General features: G+C 74.3%; 14 protein-coding genes and 1 pseudogene. 8 read left to right on the plus strand and 7 right to left on the minus strand.

Annotated elements, in window-relative coordinates; genetic code table 11:
* Positions 1–29 precede the first annotated feature (29 nt).
* Genes gntD through ACFY01_RS45135 form a run of 4 tightly spaced genes read left to right on the plus strand, consistent with a single transcriptional unit; the run spans position 30 to position 5,472 of the window.
* Positions 30–1,016: a guanitoxin biosynthesis L-enduracididine beta-hydroxylase GntD gene (gntD, locus tag ACFY01_RS45120; RefSeq protein WP_390741601.1), complete on the plus strand. Its 987-nt coding sequence runs from the start codon at positions 30–32 to the stop codon at positions 1,014–1,016.
* A 39-nt stretch (positions 1,017–1,055) separates the two neighbouring features.
* On the plus strand, positions 1,056–2,315 hold the full coding sequence (locus ACFY01_RS45125; protein WP_390741602.1) for an ATP-grasp domain-containing protein: 1,260 nt from the start codon (positions 1,056–1,058) through the stop codon (positions 2,313–2,315).
* The gene (locus ACFY01_RS45130) at positions 2,312–4,168 is read left to right on the plus strand and encodes a hypothetical protein (protein WP_390741603.1); all 1,857 of its coding nucleotides are present in this window, start codon (positions 2,312–2,314) and stop codon (positions 4,166–4,168) included. Before ACFY01_RS45125 ends, ACFY01_RS45130 begins: the two co-directional genes overlap by 4 nt.
* Positions 4,165–5,472, plus strand: a complete 1,308-nt coding sequence (locus ACFY01_RS45135; RefSeq protein WP_390741604.1) for an MFS transporter — start codon at positions 4,165–4,167, stop codon at positions 5,470–5,472. The genes ACFY01_RS45130 and ACFY01_RS45135 overlap by 4 nt, the downstream gene beginning before the upstream one ends.
* A 7-nt stretch (positions 5,473–5,479) precedes the next feature.
* Here the strand turns inward: ACFY01_RS45135 and ACFY01_RS45140 are convergent, their stop codons facing one another.
* From ACFY01_RS45140 to ACFY01_RS45150, 3 genes are read right to left on the minus strand one after another with little or no spacing between them, the layout of a single operon-like run.
* Positions 5,480–5,962 carry a hypothetical protein gene (locus tag ACFY01_RS45140; RefSeq protein ID WP_390741605.1) on the minus strand — a complete coding sequence of 161 codons (483 nt, stop codon included), beginning with the start codon at positions 5,960–5,962 and terminating at the stop codon, positions 5,480–5,482.
* A 13-nt stretch (positions 5,963–5,975) separates the two neighbouring features.
* Positions 5,976–6,212 (minus strand): hypothetical protein, encoded by a 237-nt coding sequence (locus ACFY01_RS45145; RefSeq protein ID WP_390741606.1) that lies wholly within the window; start codon positions 6,210–6,212, stop codon positions 5,976–5,978.
* The gene (locus tag ACFY01_RS45150) at positions 6,209–7,495 is read right to left on the minus strand and encodes a helix-turn-helix domain-containing protein (protein WP_390741607.1); all 1,287 of its coding nucleotides are present in this window, start codon (positions 7,493–7,495) and stop codon (positions 6,209–6,211) included. Before ACFY01_RS45150 ends, ACFY01_RS45145 begins: the two co-directional genes overlap by 4 nt.
* Positions 7,496–7,829: 334 nt before the next feature.
* Here ACFY01_RS45150 and ACFY01_RS45155 point away from each other — a divergent pair, with 334 nt between their 5' ends.
* Positions 7,830–10,406: an AAA family ATPase gene (locus ACFY01_RS45155; protein WP_390741608.1), complete on the plus strand. Its 2,577-nt coding sequence runs from the start codon at positions 7,830–7,832 to the stop codon at positions 10,404–10,406.
* Between the two features lie 13 nt (positions 10,407–10,419).
* Here the strand turns inward: ACFY01_RS45155 and ACFY01_RS45160 are convergent, their stop codons facing one another.
* From ACFY01_RS45160 to ACFY01_RS45175, 4 genes are all read right to left on the minus strand, one after another.
* On the minus strand, positions 10,420–10,650 hold the full coding sequence (locus ACFY01_RS45160) for a hypothetical protein (RefSeq protein ID WP_390741609.1): 231 nt from the start codon (positions 10,648–10,650) through the stop codon (positions 10,420–10,422).
* On the minus strand, positions 10,647–11,930 hold the full coding sequence (locus ACFY01_RS45165; protein ID WP_390741610.1) for a helix-turn-helix domain-containing protein: 1,284 nt from the start codon (positions 11,928–11,930) through the stop codon (positions 10,647–10,649). The genes ACFY01_RS45160 and ACFY01_RS45165 overlap by 4 nt, the downstream gene beginning before the upstream one ends.
* Positions 11,931–12,320: 390 nt before the next feature.
* The gene (locus tag ACFY01_RS45170) at positions 12,321–14,465 is read right to left on the minus strand and encodes a condensation domain-containing protein (protein ID WP_390741611.1); all 2,145 of its coding nucleotides are present in this window, start codon (positions 14,463–14,465) and stop codon (positions 12,321–12,323) included.
* Positions 14,466–14,792: 327 nt separating this feature from the next.
* Positions 14,793–15,128: a hypothetical protein gene (locus ACFY01_RS45175; protein WP_390741612.1), complete on the minus strand. Its 336-nt coding sequence runs from the start codon at positions 15,126–15,128 to the stop codon at positions 14,793–14,795.
* Between the two features lie 441 nt (positions 15,129–15,569).
* Between ACFY01_RS45175 and ACFY01_RS45180 the strand changes: the two genes are divergently transcribed.
* The 3 genes and pseudogenes from ACFY01_RS45180 to ACFY01_RS45190 form a co-directional block, all read left to right on the plus strand.
* A complete protein-coding gene (locus ACFY01_RS45180; protein ID WP_390741613.1) occupies positions 15,570–15,869 on the plus strand; it encodes a PqqD family protein in 300 nt (99 codons plus the stop codon).
* Between the two features lie 55 nt (positions 15,870–15,924).
* On the plus strand, positions 15,925–18,555 hold the full coding sequence (locus ACFY01_RS45185; protein ID WP_390741614.1) for an AAA family ATPase: 2,631 nt from the start codon (positions 15,925–15,927) through the stop codon (positions 18,553–18,555).
* Between the two features lie 59 nt (positions 18,556–18,614).
* Positions 18,615–18,748, plus strand: a pseudogene (locus tag ACFY01_RS45190) (aminotransferase); the annotation flags it as partial.

Consider the following 18,748-nt stretch of genomic DNA (forward strand, 5'->3'; position numbering starts at 1 on the left):
CGAAAGCCGCACCCGCACCGGAGGACCCGATGACCGCCAGCCTTGTCGCAGAGCCCCGCCACCACGCCCTCGACCTCACCCCCCGCGAGGCCCACGCGGCGCACGCCCTGGCCACCGCCTGCCTGGAGCAGTACAAGGCGGCCGACGACCCGCGTTTCCTGGACGAGGCCCCGGTCCTGGCCCACCAACTGCCGCTCACCGTACGCCGGCACCTCAACTCCGCACGCCGCGACGAGACCACGCACGTCACGGTGATCCGCGGCAACCTGGTCGACCAGGCGGCCCTCGGCGCCACGCCCGGCCACTGGAGCGAGGCCGACACCGAGCCGAGCCAGGTCTACGGCTGCCTGCTGGTGCTGTACGCCGCGCTGCTCGGCGACGTCACCGGCTGGGCCACCCAGCAGGCCGGCCGCCTGGTGACCGACATCCTGCCGAGCAAGGGGTACGAGAACAGCCTGATCTCCGCCTCCAGCGAGCTGGAGCTGGCCTGGCACACGGAGGACGCGTTCTCCCCCTACCGGGCGGACTGGGTGGGACTGTTCGCGCTGCGCAACGAGTCCCGGGTGCCCACCACCGTCGCCCACATCGACGCGCACCGCCTGCCCGACCGTATCCGCGAGGTGCTCTCCCAGCCGCGGTTCGTGGCGCTGCCCGACTCCGCGCACGAGTTCGCCGAGGGCGCGTTCGTGCCCCGGCCGGTGCCGGTCCTCGAGGGCCACCGGGACCTTCCGGTGCTCCGCATCGACCGGGACTTCTTCCGCGCCCAGGACGGCGACCCGGAGGCCGCCGAGGCGCTGGCCCAGCTCGTCGCCCACCTCGACGGCAACCTCACCGACGTGGTCGTACCCACCGGCGCGGTCTGCTTCGTCGACAACCGCAACGTGGTGCACGGCCGGCGTTCCTTCCGCGCCGGGTTCGACGGCGGCGACCGCTGGCTCAAGCGCGTCAACCTCGTCCGGGACCTGCGCCGCACCCGCCCCGGCCGGCTGGACGGCTCGACCCGCGTCATCGGCTGAACCCCTCTCCCCCGACCCGGACCTGACAGGAGTACGACCATGAGCGCCGTCCCCGCCGTCCCCGCCCGCCCCGCCGTCCTGCTCGTCGAGAGCCGCCGGGCCACCTTCACCGACCACGTCCTCGCCCGCGACGACGTCGACGTCGTCCTGCTGCGCTTCGACTCCGTGCCGCTGGACGAGGAGTACGTCGCCCGCACGGCGCACGTGCCGACGTTCACCCTGGACACCTCCGCACCCCTTCAGGACGAGGCCGCCCGCTACCTGCGCTGGATGAAGGGGACCGAGGGCCTGCCCCGGCCGGCGTACTTCTGCAACCCCAACGAGGCTCTGCAGGCCGCCGCCCAGCGCTTCGCCGCCCTGGTGGGCCTGCCGCACCTGACCGAGGAACAGGTCGGCTGGGTCCGCAACAAGACGACGATGAAGGACCGGTACGCCGAACTCGGCATCCCGCACGCCAAGTACCGGCCGGTGCACACGCTGTCCGACGTGACCGGCTTCGGCGCGGAGCACGGCTGGCCGGTGATCCTCAAGCCGGTCGACTCCGACTCCTGCATCGGCACCTACCGCATCGACTCCCCGGACGGCCTGGCGGACGTCCCGCCGCTCGACCCCGGCCTGGAGTGGATGGTCGAGGAGTACGTCAAGGGACGGGAGTTCCAGCTGTGCGCGGTCGTCTCCCGGGGTGTGGTGCTGGACGCGTACCTGTCGAAGAACCCGGTGCCGATCCTGGAGGTCCTGGACGGCAAGATCAACGCCAACATCACCTACGCGCCCGGCGAGGAGATCCCCGTCGACGCCCGCGAGCTGGCCCAGCGGCTCACCGACGGGCTGGGCATCCCCTACGGCTACCTGCACGGCGAGTTCTTCCTCACCGACGACGGCGAGTTCGTGATGAGCGAGGTCGCGGCCCGGCTCAGCGGCTGCGAGGTACCGATGAACCACGGCCTCGCCTTCGGGTTCGACTTCCTGCACATCATCCTCGACACCTACCTCGACCGGGTGCCACTGCCCGAGTACACCCGTGACCGCGCTGTCGGCGACCTGCTGCTGCCGACCGCGCCCGGCCGAGTCGTCCACATCAGCTCCGAGGAGGAACTGATGCGGCTGCCCGGCGTGATCGGCGCCCACCTGACCGCGGCACCCGGCGACGTCCTCGACCCGCCGCGCGCCTCCCACGCCTCCACCGGCTATGTGCACGTCGAGGGCGCCACCGCCGACGAGGTCGAGCAGCGGATGCACGCCGTACTGCGGCACTTCGAGCTGAAGGTCGACGAGAACGCCGAGGAGGCCGCGTCATGAACACCCTCAACGGACCCGTGTTCGCCCCGTACGCCGAACTGAGCGACTACACCCGGGCGGTGGCCGAGGCGGAGGCCGGATACGGCCCGCTGCCGGTGTGGACCGGCGACCGCGGCGACCTCCTGGCCGGCATCGCCCTCGCCGAGCAGGTCTACGCCGGCCACCGCACCCCCGACCCGGCGGACACCGGGATCCTGTTCGGCGACGACCCGCTGCCCGAGGCGCTGCGCGCCCTCGTCGCTCCGCTGGCCCGCCACTGGGTGACGGATCCCGCGCGACTGCCCGAGGAGGGCTCGGTGCTGCTCGTCGGCACCTACGGCGCGCTCCGCGGCGACGAGGTGCAGGGGATCGTCGAGGCGACGCACGCCGCCGGACGGCCGCTGTTCCTCCTCACCGGCCGCGACGTGCACAGCCTGAGCTGGGTGGTGGCCAAGCAGTACGGCCGGGTGGTGCCGGGCGCCGCGGTGGGCGTCGTCTCCGAACTCGACGCGGCGGAACCGGTGCCGGGCGCGGACGTGTGGTGCGGGGCGGAGGACATGCGCCGCCTGGACGTCAGGGAGCTGGCGCTGGGCCGGGTGTGGCAGCGGGTGCTGTTCCACGGCAACGGCAAGGACGACCAGCTCAATCTGGGCCAGTTCACGCTGTGCGGGGCGAGCCCGGTCGCCGCGCCGCCGGGCGCCCTGGGCCCCAGGTGCGCCTACGGGCTGGGCTGCAACAAGCCCATGGACAAGCTGATCCCGGCGCACTCGGTCCGGGCCGCCGAACTCGTCCTGGCCAACTGCTTCAGCGGCGCGCTGGCCGGACACGCCATGTACGACCCGAAGTACCTGATCCTGCTCAACGCCCTGGACGGTCCGGCGCAGACGGTGGTGGCCACCCTCACCGCCTGCGACGGCCAGCGCCCCGAGAACCTGGCCTGGCTCACCGGCGCCGCCCGCGCGGGCAGCGCGGCCGGTGCCGTCAACGCCTCCCTGCGGGACATCAACCCGTACCCGGCGTTCGCCCAGGTGGGACTACAGTCGTCGGGCCTCGCCGACGAGCCGCAGCCGCAGCCGCAGCCGGCCGAGGACTTCCCGCTGCACGCCGTCGGCGCCCGCCTGACCGGCCTGCTGGACAGCGGCCTGCTCGGGCCGGACTACCCGCTGCGTCCCCGCCTGCGCGCCCTCTCGGACACCCTCCTGCACGATGTCGTCCGTACGGTGGCGATGGCGCCGCCGGACGCCGCCGCGGCCCTGGTGGGCCTCACCAAGGAGACCAAGTCCCTCGACCTGGCCCTCGCGCACCGCTTCGCCAAGCACCACGACGACCCGGTGCTGCAGTTCCCCACCTACTTCGGTGAGCGCAGCGTCGCGGAGGCCCCCGTCCCCGCGGCCACCCCGTGCGCCTGCGGCCGCCCCCTGGTGTCGTACCGCCGGCGCGGGCGGGTGCCCGCCGTCACCGACACGGTCCAGCTGGTCTGCGCGCGCTGCGGCGACGTCGCCAACACGCTGCTCGATTCGGCCGACTTGAGTGTGAAGGCACCGGCGCACGTGGTGGCCGGCGATAGCCTCCACGTGGTGATCGAGGCCGAAGCGCGGCGTGCCGGGACGGTCAACCTGGGCGTCGTACTGCCGGTCTACCTCGACGCCAAGGTCGGTCCGGTGCTGCGCCGCGTGGAGGCGACGCGGCCCGGTGAACGGGTGCACGCCGAGTTCACGGTCACCATGGCTGCCGCGGCGACCCCGCAGGCGTACTACTTCTGCCCGTACGCGGTGCAGGACCTGGGCATCTCCGTGGCCCGGGTGCACTTCACCCTGCACCCGGCCGGCACGGCACGGCACAACGACCGAGACAGGGAGCACACGAGGGCATGACCGACGCAGGGGAACACGGCGAACAGGACGAACCCGGCGGCTCGGCGGGAGGCTCATGGGCCCCTCTGGCACACCGCTCCTTCCGCCGCCTGGCGGCCGGCCGGATGCTGGTCTACTTCGCCAACGCGATGGCGCCCGTCGCCCTGGCCTTCGCCGTCCTCGACGCGACCGGCTCCACCACCGACCTGGGTCTGGTGGTCGGCGCGCGCTCACTGGCCAATGTGGTGCTGCTGCTGGTCGGCGGGGTGGTCGCCGACCGGGTACGGCGCGCGCTGGTGCTCCAGGGCTCGGCCCTGGCCGCGTCCGCCGTACAGGCCGCCATCGCCGCGAGCGTGCTCCTCGACGCCACCTCGATCCCGCTGCTGGTACTCCTCAGCGCCCTCAACGGTGCCCTGGCCGCGCTGTCCCTGCCGGCCTCCGCCGCGCTCACCCCGCAGACCGTGCCCGCCGACCTGATCCGCCCGGCCAACGCGGTCCTGCGGATGGGCATCAACCTCGGCGCCATCGCGGGCTCCTCGCTCGCCGGTGTGGTCGCGGCCGTGCTCGGCCCCGGGTGGGGGCTGGCCGGCAACGCGGTGGCGTTCTCCGGCGCGGCCCTGTGCTTCCTCGGCGTGACCACGTCCCCCGCCCACGCGGACAGGACCCCGGAGCGGGTCCGCCCCGTCCACGAACTCCGGGAAGGCTGGCACGAGTTCACCGCACGCCGCTGGGTGTGGATCGTCGTCCTCCAGTTCATGGTGGTCAACGCGGTGATCGCGGGCGGCGTGCAGGTGCTCGGCCCGGTCGTCGCGGACGACACCTTCGGCCGGGGTCTGTGGGGTGCGGTGCTCGCCGCCGAGATGGCGGGCGCGGTCGTCGGCGGCGTGCTCGCCGCCCGCTCCCGGGTCCGGCACGCCCTCCTGCTCGGCGTGGCCCTGGTGACCCTGGAATCCGTACCCCTGGTGGTCCTCGCCGAGACCCCGAACGCCCTCCTCCTCGGCCTCGCCATGTTCGCCAACGGCGCCGCCCTGGAGCAGTTCGGCGTTGCCTGGGACGTCTCCCTCCAGGAGAACATCCCCCAGGACCGTCTGGCCCGCGTCTACGCCTACGACGCCCTCGGCTCCTTCGTGGCCCTCCCTCTGGGCGAGATGGCCGCGGGCCCGGTCGCCGGCCGGCTCGGCGTCCACAGCACCCTGCTGGGCGGCGCGGTCCTGGTCACCCTCGCGACAACGGCGGCCCTGTGCAGCCGGGAGGTGCGCTCCCTGACCACGAGGCAGCCGTCCGCACAGCCTGGACCGGCTGCGGCGCAGCCGGTTCCGCGGTGACCGCGGGTCACGCGCTGCGCGCGAAGTCCGCGTCGATCTCCTCCAGGGTCGTGGCCGGGTCGGCCACCAGCGTCGCCAGTTCGTCGTCGGTGTGGTGGCGGGTGGAGATGGCGGGGCAGCGGCGGCAGGCGTCGACGCCGGCCTGCGACCACCACTTGCAGCCGGCACGGAGGTGGCACTGGGGTACGCGGCCGGTCGCCGCGGCGGGGTAGGCGGTCACGACCCGCTCGATGAGCGTGCAGTCGTCGCCGCGCCGGTTGACGCACTCGGCGACGCAGTGCGAGGCGAACCGCAGCACCCGCCGCGGTTCGATGTCGGCCGGGATCTGCTCCAGGACCTCGGCGGCGGGCACCGGGTCGGCCAGGTAGGCCACGCGGCCGTCGACTCCGGCGCGGACGCCGAGAACCAGCGACTCGGGTGCGTGCGCGGCACCGCTCGGGCACCACGCCGTTCGTGCCGTGTCGTCTTCCCGTGCGGCGCCGTCGGTCACTGTCGCCGCCCCCTCAGCACGGAAGCGTGCCGGTGACGGTCGAGCGGCCCACCACTTGCGGGGACAGCGAGCTGTCGCCGGCCTCCCGCTCCAGTGCGACCGCCTGCCGCAGGCTCTCCACCAGCTGCTGGTGGCCGGTGATGCGCTGGGGCGCGTCCTGCTGTGCGGCCGCCGTCTCGGCGCCGCACAGGACGAGCCCGGTGGCCAGTGCCGCCGCGGCGATGCCCGCGGCCGTACGGGAGTGCTTCATACGAAATCCTCCGTCTGCGTGGATGCCGGGTTCCCGAGCGTGGTCCCCGGCACTGCAGACGAAGTCGAGGCCCGCTGGATCTGGGACTGGGCCAGCGCCTCGGCGAGGATCCGCCAGATCTCCGCCGCCAGGTCGATGTTGGCGTCCGCCTGAGCCTGCTCGGCCAGGGCGCGCAGCCCCTGGACGCCGCCCTCGTCGCCGGACAGGATGCGCAGCTGGTGCCGCAGGATGTCGAGCCGGACCCGGTCCCGGTACGTCATCCGTGGTTCCTCCAGGGCGAGTTCGCCGAGCAGGACACGGGCGTCGTCGTATCGTGAGGTCAGGAACGCGAGGTCGGCCTTGAGCGCGGTCAGTTCCTGCCGCAGACCGGGCGTGCCGACGAAGGCGAGCGCCGGCTCGGCGGCCGTGACGCACCGCTCGGCGGCCTCGGGGTCCGGCGGGAATTTCTGCAGGTGCAGCCGCCCGGCCGCGAGCCTCAGCCGCAGCCACAGCACCAGGTCCTCGTTGCTGCTGAACCTCTCCAGGGCCTCCTCCAGGCAGGCCTGCGCGGCCGTGTGGTCGCCCTGCCGCAGGAGTACGGCGGCCGCGGTCCACATCGCCTCCGCCCACAGCGCGTCCGACCGCCCCTCGACCAGCACGGTCAGCTCGTCGGCGTGCGCCCGGGCGTCCGGCATCCGGCCGGCCTCGGCCTCCACCGAGACCAGCGCGAGCAGCACGGCGGAGCGGTCCTCCACGCCGAGGGCGGAGTCCCGGGCGAGGTGATGGGCGGTGACGGCGGCGTCGAGGGCCGCGGGGATCTCACCCAGGGAGCGCAGACAGCGGGCGAGCCGGGTCAGGCCGCGCACCCGCAGTTCGGTCAGCCCGACCTCGTCGCCGAGCCGGACCAGGTCCTCCAGGTAGCCCCGTTCACCGGTGTGATCGCCCTGGACCCGCCGTTGCCGGGCCAGTTGCCACAGCGCCTGCCAGCGCAGCACGGGTGCCTCGTGCGCCTCGGCCGCCAGCGCCTCGCGCAGCGTCTCCAGGGCGTCGTCCGATCCGGTGGAGGCGACCAGCGACAGCGCATGAGCGAGCGAACCGCCCGCGGGCTCCTCGAAGTCGGCCGGCTGAAGGCCGAGGCGCTCGGCGAGATAGGCGACGGCACGCTCGGTGGGCTGGCGGGCGCCCGACTCCAGGCGGGAGAGGTACCCGGTCGACATGCCGTCACCGGCCAGCGCAGTCTGGGACAGTCCCCGGGCCTGGCGCAGTTTCCTGAGACGACTGCCGAATGCGGGCTGCTGCAGCATGTGACCATTCCCTCGGGACGCGCGGACGGAGCGGGTTCGGGCGGGCTCTGCGCCGCGACGAGCGTAGGGTCCCGGGCAACCGCCGGGCAATGTTTTGCCAGGCGCCGTGCCGCGGCTCTCGTACGGGCCTCACGGAATCCTCATCCGTTCCTCGAACGGGTCTCGAACGGACCGGGCGGCCGCCGGCGCCGCCACCGCCGAAAGCGATGACGGAAACGTCCTGAGCCCGCGGCCGCGGAGGTCCGCAGGGCACCTCCATTCCCGCTCGACCTGGCTTAGAGGCCGCCCTCTCATCCTGGCCCGGATCAGCGGACCCGCAGCGAAGGAGCAGCTCATGACGGAGGCGGTCCCGGAGGCATCCACCGTGTCGGTGGCCGGCGCCCTGGAGGAGGTGCTCGCCACCTGTGCGGCGGGACGCTCCCGGTTGGTACTGATCGAGGGCCCCGCCGGCTGCGGCAAGAGCCACATCCTGAACGCCGTGGCCGCCCGGGCCGACGCGGCCGGAGCACTCGTGCTCGCCGCCGCCGCGACCGCGACCGAACGGCAGGAGCCGCTGAGCGTGCTGCGCCGGCTGATCGCCGCGGCACCGGCGTTCGCGCTTCCCAGGAGCGGGGCCGAAGGCGCACCGCCCGCGGACGCCGTCGAGGTGTTCGGTGCCGAGCTGTGCGCCCTCGCCCGGGGTGGCCCCGTGGTGCTGTGTCTGGACGACCTTCAGCACACCGATCCGCAGACGCTGACCCTGCTGCCCTACCTCGTCCAGCACGCCCGCCCCGCCCCGGTCCTGGTGGTCACCACGCTGATCTCGTCCGGCACGGCCCAGGATCCGGTACTCCTCGGCGAGTTGGCCCGCCACCCGCATGTACGGCGGATACCGCTCGGCCTGCTGTCGCCGCGGGAGACCGCCGGCGCACTGACCGCCCGGGCGGCTGAGCGGGGCACGCCGGCCCCGGCATGGACCGCCGCGGAGCTGCACCGGCTCAGCGGCGGCAACCCGATGCTGCTGACCGCCCTGCTGGCGGAGGACATGACCGTGACGGCCGCGGCGCCCGCGGCCGACGGCCCGTTCGCCGCGGCCGTCACGGCCTGTCTGCGGCGCAGCGGGCCGGCCGCGGTCGCCGCCGCCCGCGCCGTGGCGGTCCTGGACGAGGGCACGACCGAGCCGCTGACGGCGAAGATGCTGGACGACGACGCGGAAGTCGCCGGGCCGGGGCTCACCGCCCTGCGTCGCTGCGGTCTGCTCGACGGGTTGCGCTTCCCCGACCCCGTGGTGCGCACCGCCGTTCTGGCGGACACCACGGCCCGCGTCCGCGCCGATCTGCACCGGCGTGCCGCCATGGCGCTGCGCGAGGTGGGTGCCCCGGCTCCGGTGGTGGCCGCTCACCTCCTCGCGCCCCTGGCGGACGGCATACGGCGGCCGGCCCGGCCGGAGGATCTGGCTCTGCTCAGGGACACCGCCGAGGACCTGCTGCTCGACGACCGTCCGGCTCCGGCCGAGCGGATCCTCGAACTCGCCCACGGTGTCTGCCCCGACGCCGGCACCCGCACCGACGTGGCGCTGCGGCTCGCGCAGGCCGCCGCACGCCGTGACCCCGACACCGCCGGGCTGCGGCTCGGTGCGCTCGGCACCGGACCGCGCGCACTGCGACCCGGCGGCGAGGACGCCTCCCGACTGGCCGAGCTGCTTCTGACCCACGGCCGGATAGAGGAGGCCGACTCGGTCCTGGCGAGCGAGGACGGCCGCCCGGCGCCCGGCGGCTCCCCCTTCGGCGCCCTGCTCGACGCCGATCCGGAGGCCTGTGTCCGGCTGCTGGAGTCGGCCCCGCTGACGGACGCCACCCTGCCGTCGCTGGTCGCGGCCCTGCGCACACTGCTGTACACCGGCAGTGCCGAGCGGGCGGTCTCCGCCGGCCGCAGGGTGCTGGCAGAGGCGGAGGACCGTCAGGTTCCGGGCTGGCAGGCGATGCTGGGAACCCTCCACGCCGAGGCGCTGCTCCGGCTGGGCGACGTGCGGGCCGCCTACGACCGGGCGACGGCGGCCCTGGAGGCGCTGCCGCCGCGCGGTGGCAGCCTGTTCCGGTACGCGCCGGCCGCGGTGCTCGTCCAGGCGTGCGACGCTCTGGGCCTGCGCTCCGAGGCGGCCCGGCACATCGCCCATCCCGTCAGCCGACGGCTGCTGACCACCGTCCACGGGGCGCACTACCTGCGGGCTCGCGGATCGCACCATCTCGTCACAGGCCGGCCGCACGCCGCGCTCGCCGACTTCCGCGCGGTCGGCCGCCTGCTGGTCAACTGGCGTACGGACCGGCCGGCCTGGCTGCCCTGGCGTACGGACGCCGCCCAGGCACTGCTGTGTCTGGACCGGCCCCGGCAGGCGCACCGGCTGGTGGAGGAACAGCTCGCGCTGCCCGACGCGGCCCGGCCCCGGGTGCGGGGCGTCTCCCTGCGGCTGCTCGCCGCGACGGGGGAGTGTGCGCAGCGCACGGATGTGCTGCGGGAGGCCGTCGACGAGCTGCGCCGCAGCGGCGCCCGGCTGGAGACCGCCCGTGCCCTGGCCGACCTCGGGCGCGCCCTGCACGACGAGGACGTCACTGTACGGGGCGACGCCTCGCTGCGCGCCGCTGCCGCCCTGGCCCGGCAGATGGGGGCCACCGCCCTGTGCGACGAGTTCCTGCCCGACCCCGGCCTGGACCGGCTGACGCGGCGCCGCATGGCCGGCCCGGATGCCCTGGCGCTGCTCAGCCCCGCCGAGCGGCGGGTGGCGGTCCTTGCCTCCGAGGGGCTGACCAGCCGTCAGATCGCGGCACGGCTGGAGTGGGGGACGAGCACCGTGGAGCAGCATCTGACCCGCGTCCACCGCAAGCTGCGCGTCCGTGTCCGCGGCGGGTCCCCGGCGGACCTGGCAGGCGGGTGAGCGGGGGCGGCGGTCAGGAGGACGGGACCGACAGGACGGCGCTGGACACATCCCAGGTGGCCTGCAGGAACGGCAGGGGGGTGCCGGACCGTTCTTTGTGCACGGTGTCCTGCACACCGTACGCGAGCAGTTCTCCGAAGGAGACGCGCTCCGGCCGGGCACCGGTGGCGGCGGCTGTGCCGGTCAGGACGAACACCACGGTCGCCGCCATCGCACCCACGGCCGTTGCTGCGGTGCCCTTCATATGAGTTCCTCCGTCTTCGGGGACAGGTCTGCCCCGCGGAGCGTCGCCCCTTGCGCTGTAGCGGGACTCAAGGCGAGCTGGACCTCGGTGAGAGCCTCGGCGAGCATCCGCCAGATCTGCGCCGCCAGGTCGGTGTTGGCGTCCGCCTGCGCCTGCTCGGCCAGCGCGCGCAGGCTCTCGGCACCGCTCGGGTCGCCCGACAGGATCCGCAGCCGGTGCCGCAGGACGTCCGTCCGGACCCGGTCCCGGTAGGTGATGCGTGAATCGTCCCGGGCGAGTTCGCCCAGCAGCAGGCGGGCTTCGTCGTAGCGGCCGGTGACGAACGCGAGATCCGCTTTGAGCGCGGTCAGCTCCTGCCGCAGGCCGGGCGTGCCGACGAAGGCGAGCGCCGCCTCGGCGGCCCGGGCGCACCGCGCGGCGGCGGTCGGGTCCGCGGGGACCTTCTCCAGGTGCAGCTGCCCCGCGGCGAGCCGGAGCCTGAGCCACAGCACCAGGTCGTCGCCGCTGCCGAACTTCTCCAGGGCCTCCTCCAGCAACTGCTGCGCCGTCAGGTGGTCGCCCTGCCGCATCCGCACGGCCGCGACCGTCCACATGGCCTCCGCCCACAGCGCGTCCGACCTGCCCGCGACCAGTGTGGTCAGCTCGTCGGCGTGCGACCGGGCGTCCGGCAGCCGGCCCGCCTCGGCCTCGACGGACACCAGAGCGAGCAGGGCCGCGGCCCGGTCCTCGGTGTCCAGGGAGTTGTCCCGGGCGAGGTGGTGGGAGGCCACCGAGGCGTCGAGGGCGGCGGTGATCTCGCCCAGCGAGCGCAGGCAGCGGGCGAGCCGGGTCAGGCCGCGCACCCGCAGTTCGGTCAGTCCGACCTGATCGCCGAGCCGCACCAGCTCCTCCAGGCGGGCCCGTTCGCCCTCGTGGTCGCCCTGGAGCCGACGGGACCGTGCCAGCAGCCACAGGGCCTGCCAGCGCAGTACGGGGTCCTCGTGGCCCTCCTCGGCCAGCGCCACGGCCAGCGCCTCGACCGCTTCCTCCGCTCCGGTGGAGGAGGCGAGCGTCAGCGCGTGGGCCAGCGAACCGGTCGACGGCTCCTCGAAGTCGGCCGGTCGCAGGCCGAGGCGGTCGGCGAGGTGGGCGACGGCGCGCTCGGTGGGCTGCCGGGCGCCCGACTCCAGGCGGGAGAGATAACCGGTCGACATGCCGTCGCCGGCCAGCCTGGTCTGGGACAGGCCACGGGCCGTGCGCAACTTCCTGAGGCGTCGTCCGAACGCGGGCTGTCGAAGCACGTGACCAATCCCTGCGGTAGAGGTGACGGGCGGGCAGGTTGCCTTGGCGATCGTGACCGAGCGTAGGGGCGGGGCAACTCCCTGGCAAAGCTTTGCCACCGCTTGTGCCGCCGTTCTCATGGCGGTCTCATGACATCGTCGTGCGGCTCTTGAGCGGTTTTCCAGCGACTCCGGCCATGCTCTCGAGTGTCAGGCCGCCTGCGCTGCCGTGCTGTCCGTCCTCGACCAGGAGTCGTCCATGAAGCACCCGGTTCCTGCCCGCCGTGCTGCCGACGCACGGGAGACCCGACCGAAGGTGCCGGGACCGGCGCGGGGGGTTTGTGACGACGACATCGGGTGGCCGCAGAGATGACCCTCCCGGACCTCGGATCAGCGCACGTCGTCAGATGCTCATCGCGCGGTGGCCGCGGTCAGGGCCCCGGCCAGCGCGCGTATGTCGGCGCCGGTGGTGCCCCGCGCGGCGACGACCACGACACGTGGCGGTAGCGCCCCGCGCGCGGTCAGCTCCCGCGCGATCGCGCCGGCGACCGCGCCCGCTCCGCAGAAACCGCCCAGCACCAGGCGCGAGGCGTCACCGGCGTGTGCCGCGAGCGCGGCGGCGGCCGCGGCGGGGGCCAGGGCCGCGGCGGCGTCCATCAGCACCAGCGGGCCCCGGCCACCGAAGCGGCGGGTGAGTTCACCGAGGTCGAACTGGGGCGCGCCCGGCGCCTGCACCAGGCACACCGTCGCGGCCCGGCCGGCTCCCGGTCGCAACGGGACGAGCACCCCGTCGGCACGGCCGGCGTCCGCCGCGTCCTCGAGCGGCCCGGCGGCGCCGTGCTGCCGGGGCGACAGGGCCCGGGACAGCACACCGAGCGTCTGGGCGACGGTGGTCGGCTCGTCCGCCGTGTCCGGCAGGGTGCGCAGCAGGCGTGCGCTGTGCGCGAGCATGGTCTCGGCCGTCGTGCGCTCCACCCGTCCGCGGTCGTACCCGGCGGTCAGAACCAGGCGGCCCGCGCCGTCGCGATAGGCGCGCACCGCGAGCGCGTATGCCCCCAACGCCCCGGCAGGGTCCTGCTGTTCGAGGTGGACGCCATGCATGGTGAGGACCTTGCCGAGTGCGGCGTCGGGGCACGGCCGCCCGTGCTCGAAGGTGATCAGGGTCGCGGCGGGCCCCTCCCCCGGGCCGGGCCCGGGCCGCATCCGGTCCTGCTCGTGCGCCGCCAGTTCCAGTTCCCGGTCGCGCAGGTGCCTCAGCAGGCGCGGCACGGGGCAGTCGGGATCGACGGTCAGCGAGAGCGGGCTGGGATGCTCGAAGGGGCCGGGGGTGCGTTCGATACCGTCGAAGAGCAGTCCGCGCCCGGAGGAGGTCAGACCGAAGGAGACGGTGGCGCCGCCGGGTGCGGCACCGGACGCCCGGTACAGCAACATCGCCCACACCGCGTGCAGCGCGCCGCTCTCGGTGACGCCCCAGCGCGCCGCCCAGTGGGCGAGCCGGGAGGTCTCGCGCCGCGACAGCCCGGTGCGGCAGCGGCCCACACCGGACGGGCCGGGCGGCCCCGGCGGCGGGGGGAGCCGGCGACGCGGGCGGGACGCGCGGGACGGACCCAACGGTCCCGCCCCTCCGGTGTGCTCCCGCCGGTCGGGGGGACCGGGTGCTGGGCCGCGCTCGTGGAGCCAGTCCAGGTAGTCACGTATGTCGGGGCGGCGCTCGCCGCCGGGCAGCGAGCCGCCGGTGAGGTAGGCGCGGCAGGCCTCCTGGAGCAGGATGCGCGCGCTGAGGCCGTCCAGGGCGGCGCGGTGGTAGGTGAGCAGCACGTCGACGGCCGGTGGGCCGCCCGCGGCCCGCTCCAGCAGGGCGACCCGCAACAGGGCCGGGCACCGCAGGTCGAAGCCCCGCTCCCGCTCGGCGGCGCGCAGTTCGGCGTGGCGGGCGACCGAGTCGTACGGGTGGCGGGTCACCGGTACGCATCCGGTGTCGAACAGGACCGCACGCGGTGCCGGCTCCCAGACGAACGCGGTGCGCAGCACCGTCTCGCGCTCGGCGACGGACTGCCAGGCGGCCGTGAACCGGGCCTGGTCCAGCGGCCCGTACCAGCGCCAGGACAACTGCTCGATCTGCCGCTCGGGGTGGGCCAGGGTGCCGGCGAGCCAGGCGTGCTGCTGCGGGGTGACCGCGAGGGTGCGCCGGAGCGTGCCGGTGCGCGTCGCGGCCGTACCGCCGCGCGCCGCGTCCGGTGAGCCGGGGCCGGGATCGAGCACGGGGCTGCCGGTGAGCAGGTCGGCCAGCAGGCCCGCCGGGTACGGCGGGAGCGCACCGCCGTGCCCGGTGCCGGACAGGTCGACGACGTGGTGGTCCGGGCCCGTGCACACCAGCCGGGCGCCCGCGAGCCGCCGGTCCTGGTGCCCGACGGCGAGGTGGTCCAGCGCGCGTGGGAAGGCGGCGGGGTCGAACGCGCCGTACAGCTGGAGCACGTGGCCGCCGGACGCCCGGGGGCACGGGTCGAGGACGGCGTACAGCGGCGGCGCCATGGCGCCCGTGCGGTCGTCGGTCATCTGCGCTGCACCCCTCCGCTGTGCGCCTCGTCCCCTCCTCCGCCGCCCGGCAACCGCGGCAGTGGGCTCAACGGCATCCCACGGTGTACGCGCGTGGGCATGCCGGGGGGATGGCGAGACCCGTACCGGGGGCCGGCACCGGCTTGGGGTCCCGGGCTCGGAAGGGGCGGGCCACCGGGGGCAGGAGATGCTGGGTGGCGAGCCACTCGTCCATCGCGGCCTCCTCTGGCTCGGCACCCTCCACGCTAGTGCGGTTCCCCGGTCCACCTCGGCTTTCTCCAGCAGGTCCCGACCGGATTCCGAAGCGGTTTCGTGCGGCGGGGACGCTCACCCGGCGACGGCGTGGACCGGGAAGCCCCGGTGTTCCACGAGGCGCCCGTGGTCGTCGAAGCGCAGTTCCACGACGAGGCACCGGGGGTCTTCGCCGTCCACGGCGCTGATGCGCAGGGTGACACGGTCGTCCTCGGCGAGGATGCTGTCACACGCGAGGGCGGGGACCCGGGTGGTCCCCGGGCTCCAGTGTCGTGCGACGGCGTTCGGCTCGCCCCGGCCCGCGGCCTCGACCAGGGTGCGCGCGATCTCCTTGTTGCGCGCCTGGGCCGAGTAGCGGGTCAGGAACCGGTGCAGGGTACCGCTCAGGTCGCCGGTCATGGTCACGGTCATGGTCGTACCGTCCTTTCGGTTCGCCTTCTCGCCCACCACTCATGATGGTTTCGCCGCTGTAGCGGCGTTGGAGGGCCGGTGAAACCGGGAGGACTTCCGGTTGTCCTTTTCCTCGCGGGACCTTCCCGGCCGAATTCGGCTGATTCGGCCGACATTCTCGCCGCGAACCGGCTGGATTTCTCCGGTGTCACGTTCCACGACCGGGTTGTGCAGGCACAACGGTCGCACCACCCCTATGTTCCGGCTCCTTTGCCGACCTCTTTGTAGGGGGTCCGACTCTGTTGCCACGCATGAGCGGGGGCCACCACGATGGATTGCTGTCCCCAGCAGACGGCCTGTGTTTTCCCGGTTCCTCCTGCCCCCTGTGGAAGCGTTGTCCGTGGGAGCCCTGGGACGGCTCGTGGCCTGGAGGTGCGTGTGCGCGTTCGACCGGTGCCCGGGGTGAGTGTCCAGGTGGGCGCGGACGGGCACCTGGACATGGTGGCGGAGACCCCGGGCCGCCCTGCCCGCCGTCTGAGTTGCTCTCCCCTGGGCACCCTCATGTGGATCACGCTGCGCCGTCACGACTGGGATGTGCCACAGGCCTCCCGGGCTCTCGCGGAGCTGTGGCAGACGACCCCCGACAACGCCCGCGCCGACCTCGAGCTGTGGGTGGAGGAGATGCGGGACGCGGGGGTGCTGCGGGCGGACCCGCGCGATCCGGCTCGCCGCTGCTCCGGTCCGGCTCGACCACCCCTGTAGGGGCCCCGTCCAGGCTGGTCGAAGTTAGGGGTGGACTACCCGGGACGGGGCGACTATGACGTTCGTTGGCAGGACAGCGGTGATCGGCACCTTGGACAAGGCCCTCGCGGACTGCACGGCCGGGGGCTCGCGCACGGTCCTGATCGAGGGTCCCGCCGGGTGCGGCAAGAGCGCGCTGGTCGACGCCGTGGTGGAGCGGGCGTCGGCGGTCGGCGCGGTCGTCCTGGGCGCGGTCGGTTTCCCCGACGAACACGACGTACGGCTCGGCGTGCTGCGCCAACTGGTGCGAGGCCACCGGTCGCTCGCGGCGACGGTGGCCACGGCGCCGGGTGCGGTGCCGTCGCGCGCCGAGGACATGCAGACCTTCTGCGCCGGGGTGCGCGAGCTCAGCGAATCCGCCCCCGTGGTGCTGTACGTGGACGACGTCCAGCATGCCGACGGCGACTCCCTCGCCCATCTGCAGTACTTGGCCAGGCACGCCCGCTCCGCCCGTGTCCTGCTGGTCCTCACCGCGACGCCCCACCACGGCTCCGGTGACGCCGCCTTCACCACCGAGCTGATGCGGCAGCCTACGTTCCGCCGGATACGGCTGAGCCGGCTGACCGCCGCGAACGTGATGGAGGCGGCCCGGACGTGCGGCAGGCCCGAGCTGGCCGATCGCCTGTACACGCTCAGCGGGGGCAACCCGCTGCTGCTGCGCGCGCTCCTGGCGGAACTCGAGGAGCTCGAGGAGTACGAGGGGCACCAGGGGCGCGGGAAGGACGGCGCGGCCGGGGAGTTCCTGCCCGAGCCCGCCGGGCCGTTCGCGCAGGCCGTCGCCGCCTGTCTGCACCGCGGCGGCCCGGTGGCCGCCTCCGTCGCCCGGGCCGCCGCTCTCCTCGGGGACCTCTGCTCCCCGATGCGGGCCGCCCGGCTGCTGGGCGTCACGCCGGCCGCCGCGCACCCGGGGCTGGCCGGGCTGGAGGCCTGCGGAATCCTGGACGGCGGCCGGATCGGACACGCCTCGATCCGCGAGGCGGTCCTCGCGGAACTCGGCGTGGCCGAGCGGGTGCGCATGCACCGCCGGGCGGCGATGATCCTGCGTGCGGAAGGCGAACCGGCGCACGCGGCGGCCAAGCACCTGCTGGCCGCCTCCGGCGCGGACGACGGCACGCACTGGCAGGCCACGCCCGCCGAGACCGACCTGCTGCGCACGGCCGCCGAGGAACTGCTCACCGCCGACGACGCCCGCCAGGCCGTACGCCTGCTGGAACTGGCGCACGCCGCCTGCCCGGACGAGGAGCGGCGCGATGCCGTCAAGATGCGGCTGGCCCGTGTGGCGTGGCGGTTCGACCCGGCCGCGGCCGAACAGCACCTTCAGGCGCCGCTGGCGGCGCTGCGCGCCGACCGCCTGGGCCGGGAGCACGTCCAGCCGCTGGCGCAACTGCTCCTGGTCCAGGGCCGCTTCCAGGACGCGGCGGAGCTGTACCGGGACGAGGACCGGGCCGAGGCGGCCGTCTCCCCCCTCGACACCATGCTCGACGCGGACACCGCCGAGAGCGAGCGGCTGCTGCGCTCCGCCCAGCTGACCGAGGCCACCCTGGGACCCATGAGCCAGGCGCTGCAATCCCTCATCCACTCCGACCGGCCCGAGCGGGCGGTGTCCTGGACCCGGAAGCTGATGGAGGACGCCGAGCGCCGCGGCGCTCCCGGCTGGGGCACGGTGTTCGCCACCCAGCACGCCGAGGCGCTGCTGCACACCGGTGACCTGCGCGGCGCCGCCCTGCACGCCTCCCGGGCGCTGGACACGCTGCCGGAGACGTCCTCTTCCGCGTACCGGTACGCGCCGGCCGCCGTCCTCGTGTGCGCCCGCAGCGCCATGGGCCAGTACACGGAGGCTTCCCGGCAGATCGACCAGCCGGCACCCGCCGGACTCCTCGGCAGCGTGCACGGGCTCGCGTTCCTGCGGGCCCGGGGGCTGCACCAGCTGACGGGTAATCAGCCGCAGGCGGCGCTCGCCGACTTCCTGGAGGTCGGCCGGGTGATGGAGAGCTGGGGCATCGACCGCCCCGCCTACATCCCGTGGCGGACCGACGCCGCCGAGGCGCTGCTGCGGCTGGGCCGGCCGCAGCAGGCGGAGCGGATGGCGGTGGCGCAGCTCGCCCTGCCGGACGCGCGGCGGCCCTGGGTGCGCGGTCTGTCGCTGCGGGTGCGGGGCCTGACGGCCGCCTCTCCCAAGCAGCGACTGGCTCTGCTCGGGCAGGCGCACGAGGAACTGCGCCGCTCGGGAGACCGGGTGGCCACCGCCCGCGTCCTGGCCGATCTCGGGCAGGTGACGCAGACGGAGGGCGGCGCGCCCGCCAGGGGCAGCACGATGATCCGTACGGCCTGGAACCTGGCCAGAGAGTGCGGGGCGACAGCGATGTGCCGGGACATCCTGCCCGACGCCCCTGTGACGGAGACGGCTCGGAGCCGTCCGCAGCAGGGTGAGCCCCGGGCGGACGCCCGGCTCAGCAGCTCCGAGCAGCGGGTCGCGACGCTCGCGGCCCAGGGACTGACGAACCGTGAGATCTCGGCGAAGCTGTATCTGACGGTGAGCACCGTCGAGCAGCACCTCACCCGGGTGTACCGCAAGCTGCAGATCAGCAGCCGCGGCGACCTGCCGATGGACCTGGAGCTCGGCAGTCACTCCTCGGCCCGGTCGTGACCGGCTCGCCTCCTCACATGGACCAGCACTGATCCGACCAGGCAGGGGAGCGTGCCCTCATGCAGTTGTTCCAGTCGGCCAAGCTCGAGAACATCCACTACGAGATCCGTGGCCCGGTGCTCGAGGAGGCGATGCGGCTGGAGGCGGCGGGACACCGCATCCTGAAGCTGAACACCGGCAACCCCGCCGCGTT

Origin of the sequence: Streptomyces sp. NPDC001480 (assembly GCF_042894725.1) — a bacterium.
Taxonomy (GTDB): Bacteria; Actinomycetota; Actinomycetes; order Streptomycetales; family Streptomycetaceae; genus Streptomyces.

Excerpts from the sequence above, each read along its gene's own strand:
- gntD (WP_390741601.1), top strand. The coding sequence starts at position 30 with ATGACCGCCAGCCTTGTCGCAGAGCCCCGCCACCACGCCCTCGACCTC.
- ACFY01_RS45125 (WP_390741602.1), top strand. The coding sequence starts at position 1,056 with ATGAGCGCCGTCCCCGCCGTCCCCGCCCGCCCCGCCGTCCTGCTCGTC.
- ACFY01_RS45130 (WP_390741603.1), top strand. The coding sequence starts at position 2,312 with ATGAACACCCTCAACGGACCCGTGTTCGCCCCGTACGCCGAACTGAGC.
- ACFY01_RS45135 (WP_390741604.1), top strand. The coding sequence starts at position 4,165 with ATGACCGACGCAGGGGAACACGGCGAACAGGACGAACCCGGCGGCTCG.
- ACFY01_RS45145 (WP_390741606.1), bottom strand. The coding sequence starts at position 6,212 with ATGAAGCACTCCCGTACGGCCGCGGGCATCGCCGCGGCGGCACTGGCC.
- ACFY01_RS45150 (WP_390741607.1), bottom strand. The coding sequence starts at position 7,495 with ATGCTGCAGCAGCCCGCATTCGGCAGTCGTCTCAGGAAACTGCGCCAG.
- ACFY01_RS45155 (WP_390741608.1), top strand. The coding sequence starts at position 7,830 with ATGACGGAGGCGGTCCCGGAGGCATCCACCGTGTCGGTGGCCGGCGCC.
- ACFY01_RS45160 (WP_390741609.1), bottom strand. The coding sequence starts at position 10,650 with ATGAAGGGCACCGCAGCAACGGCCGTGGGTGCGATGGCGGCGACCGTG.
- ACFY01_RS45170 (WP_390741611.1), bottom strand. The coding sequence starts at position 14,465 with ATGACCGACGACCGCACGGGCGCCATGGCGCCGCCGCTGTACGCCGTC.
- ACFY01_RS45175 (WP_390741612.1), bottom strand. The coding sequence starts at position 15,128 with ATGACCGTGACCATGACCGGCGACCTGAGCGGTACCCTGCACCGGTTC.
- ACFY01_RS45185 (WP_390741614.1), top strand. The coding sequence starts at position 15,925 with ATGACGTTCGTTGGCAGGACAGCGGTGATCGGCACCTTGGACAAGGCC.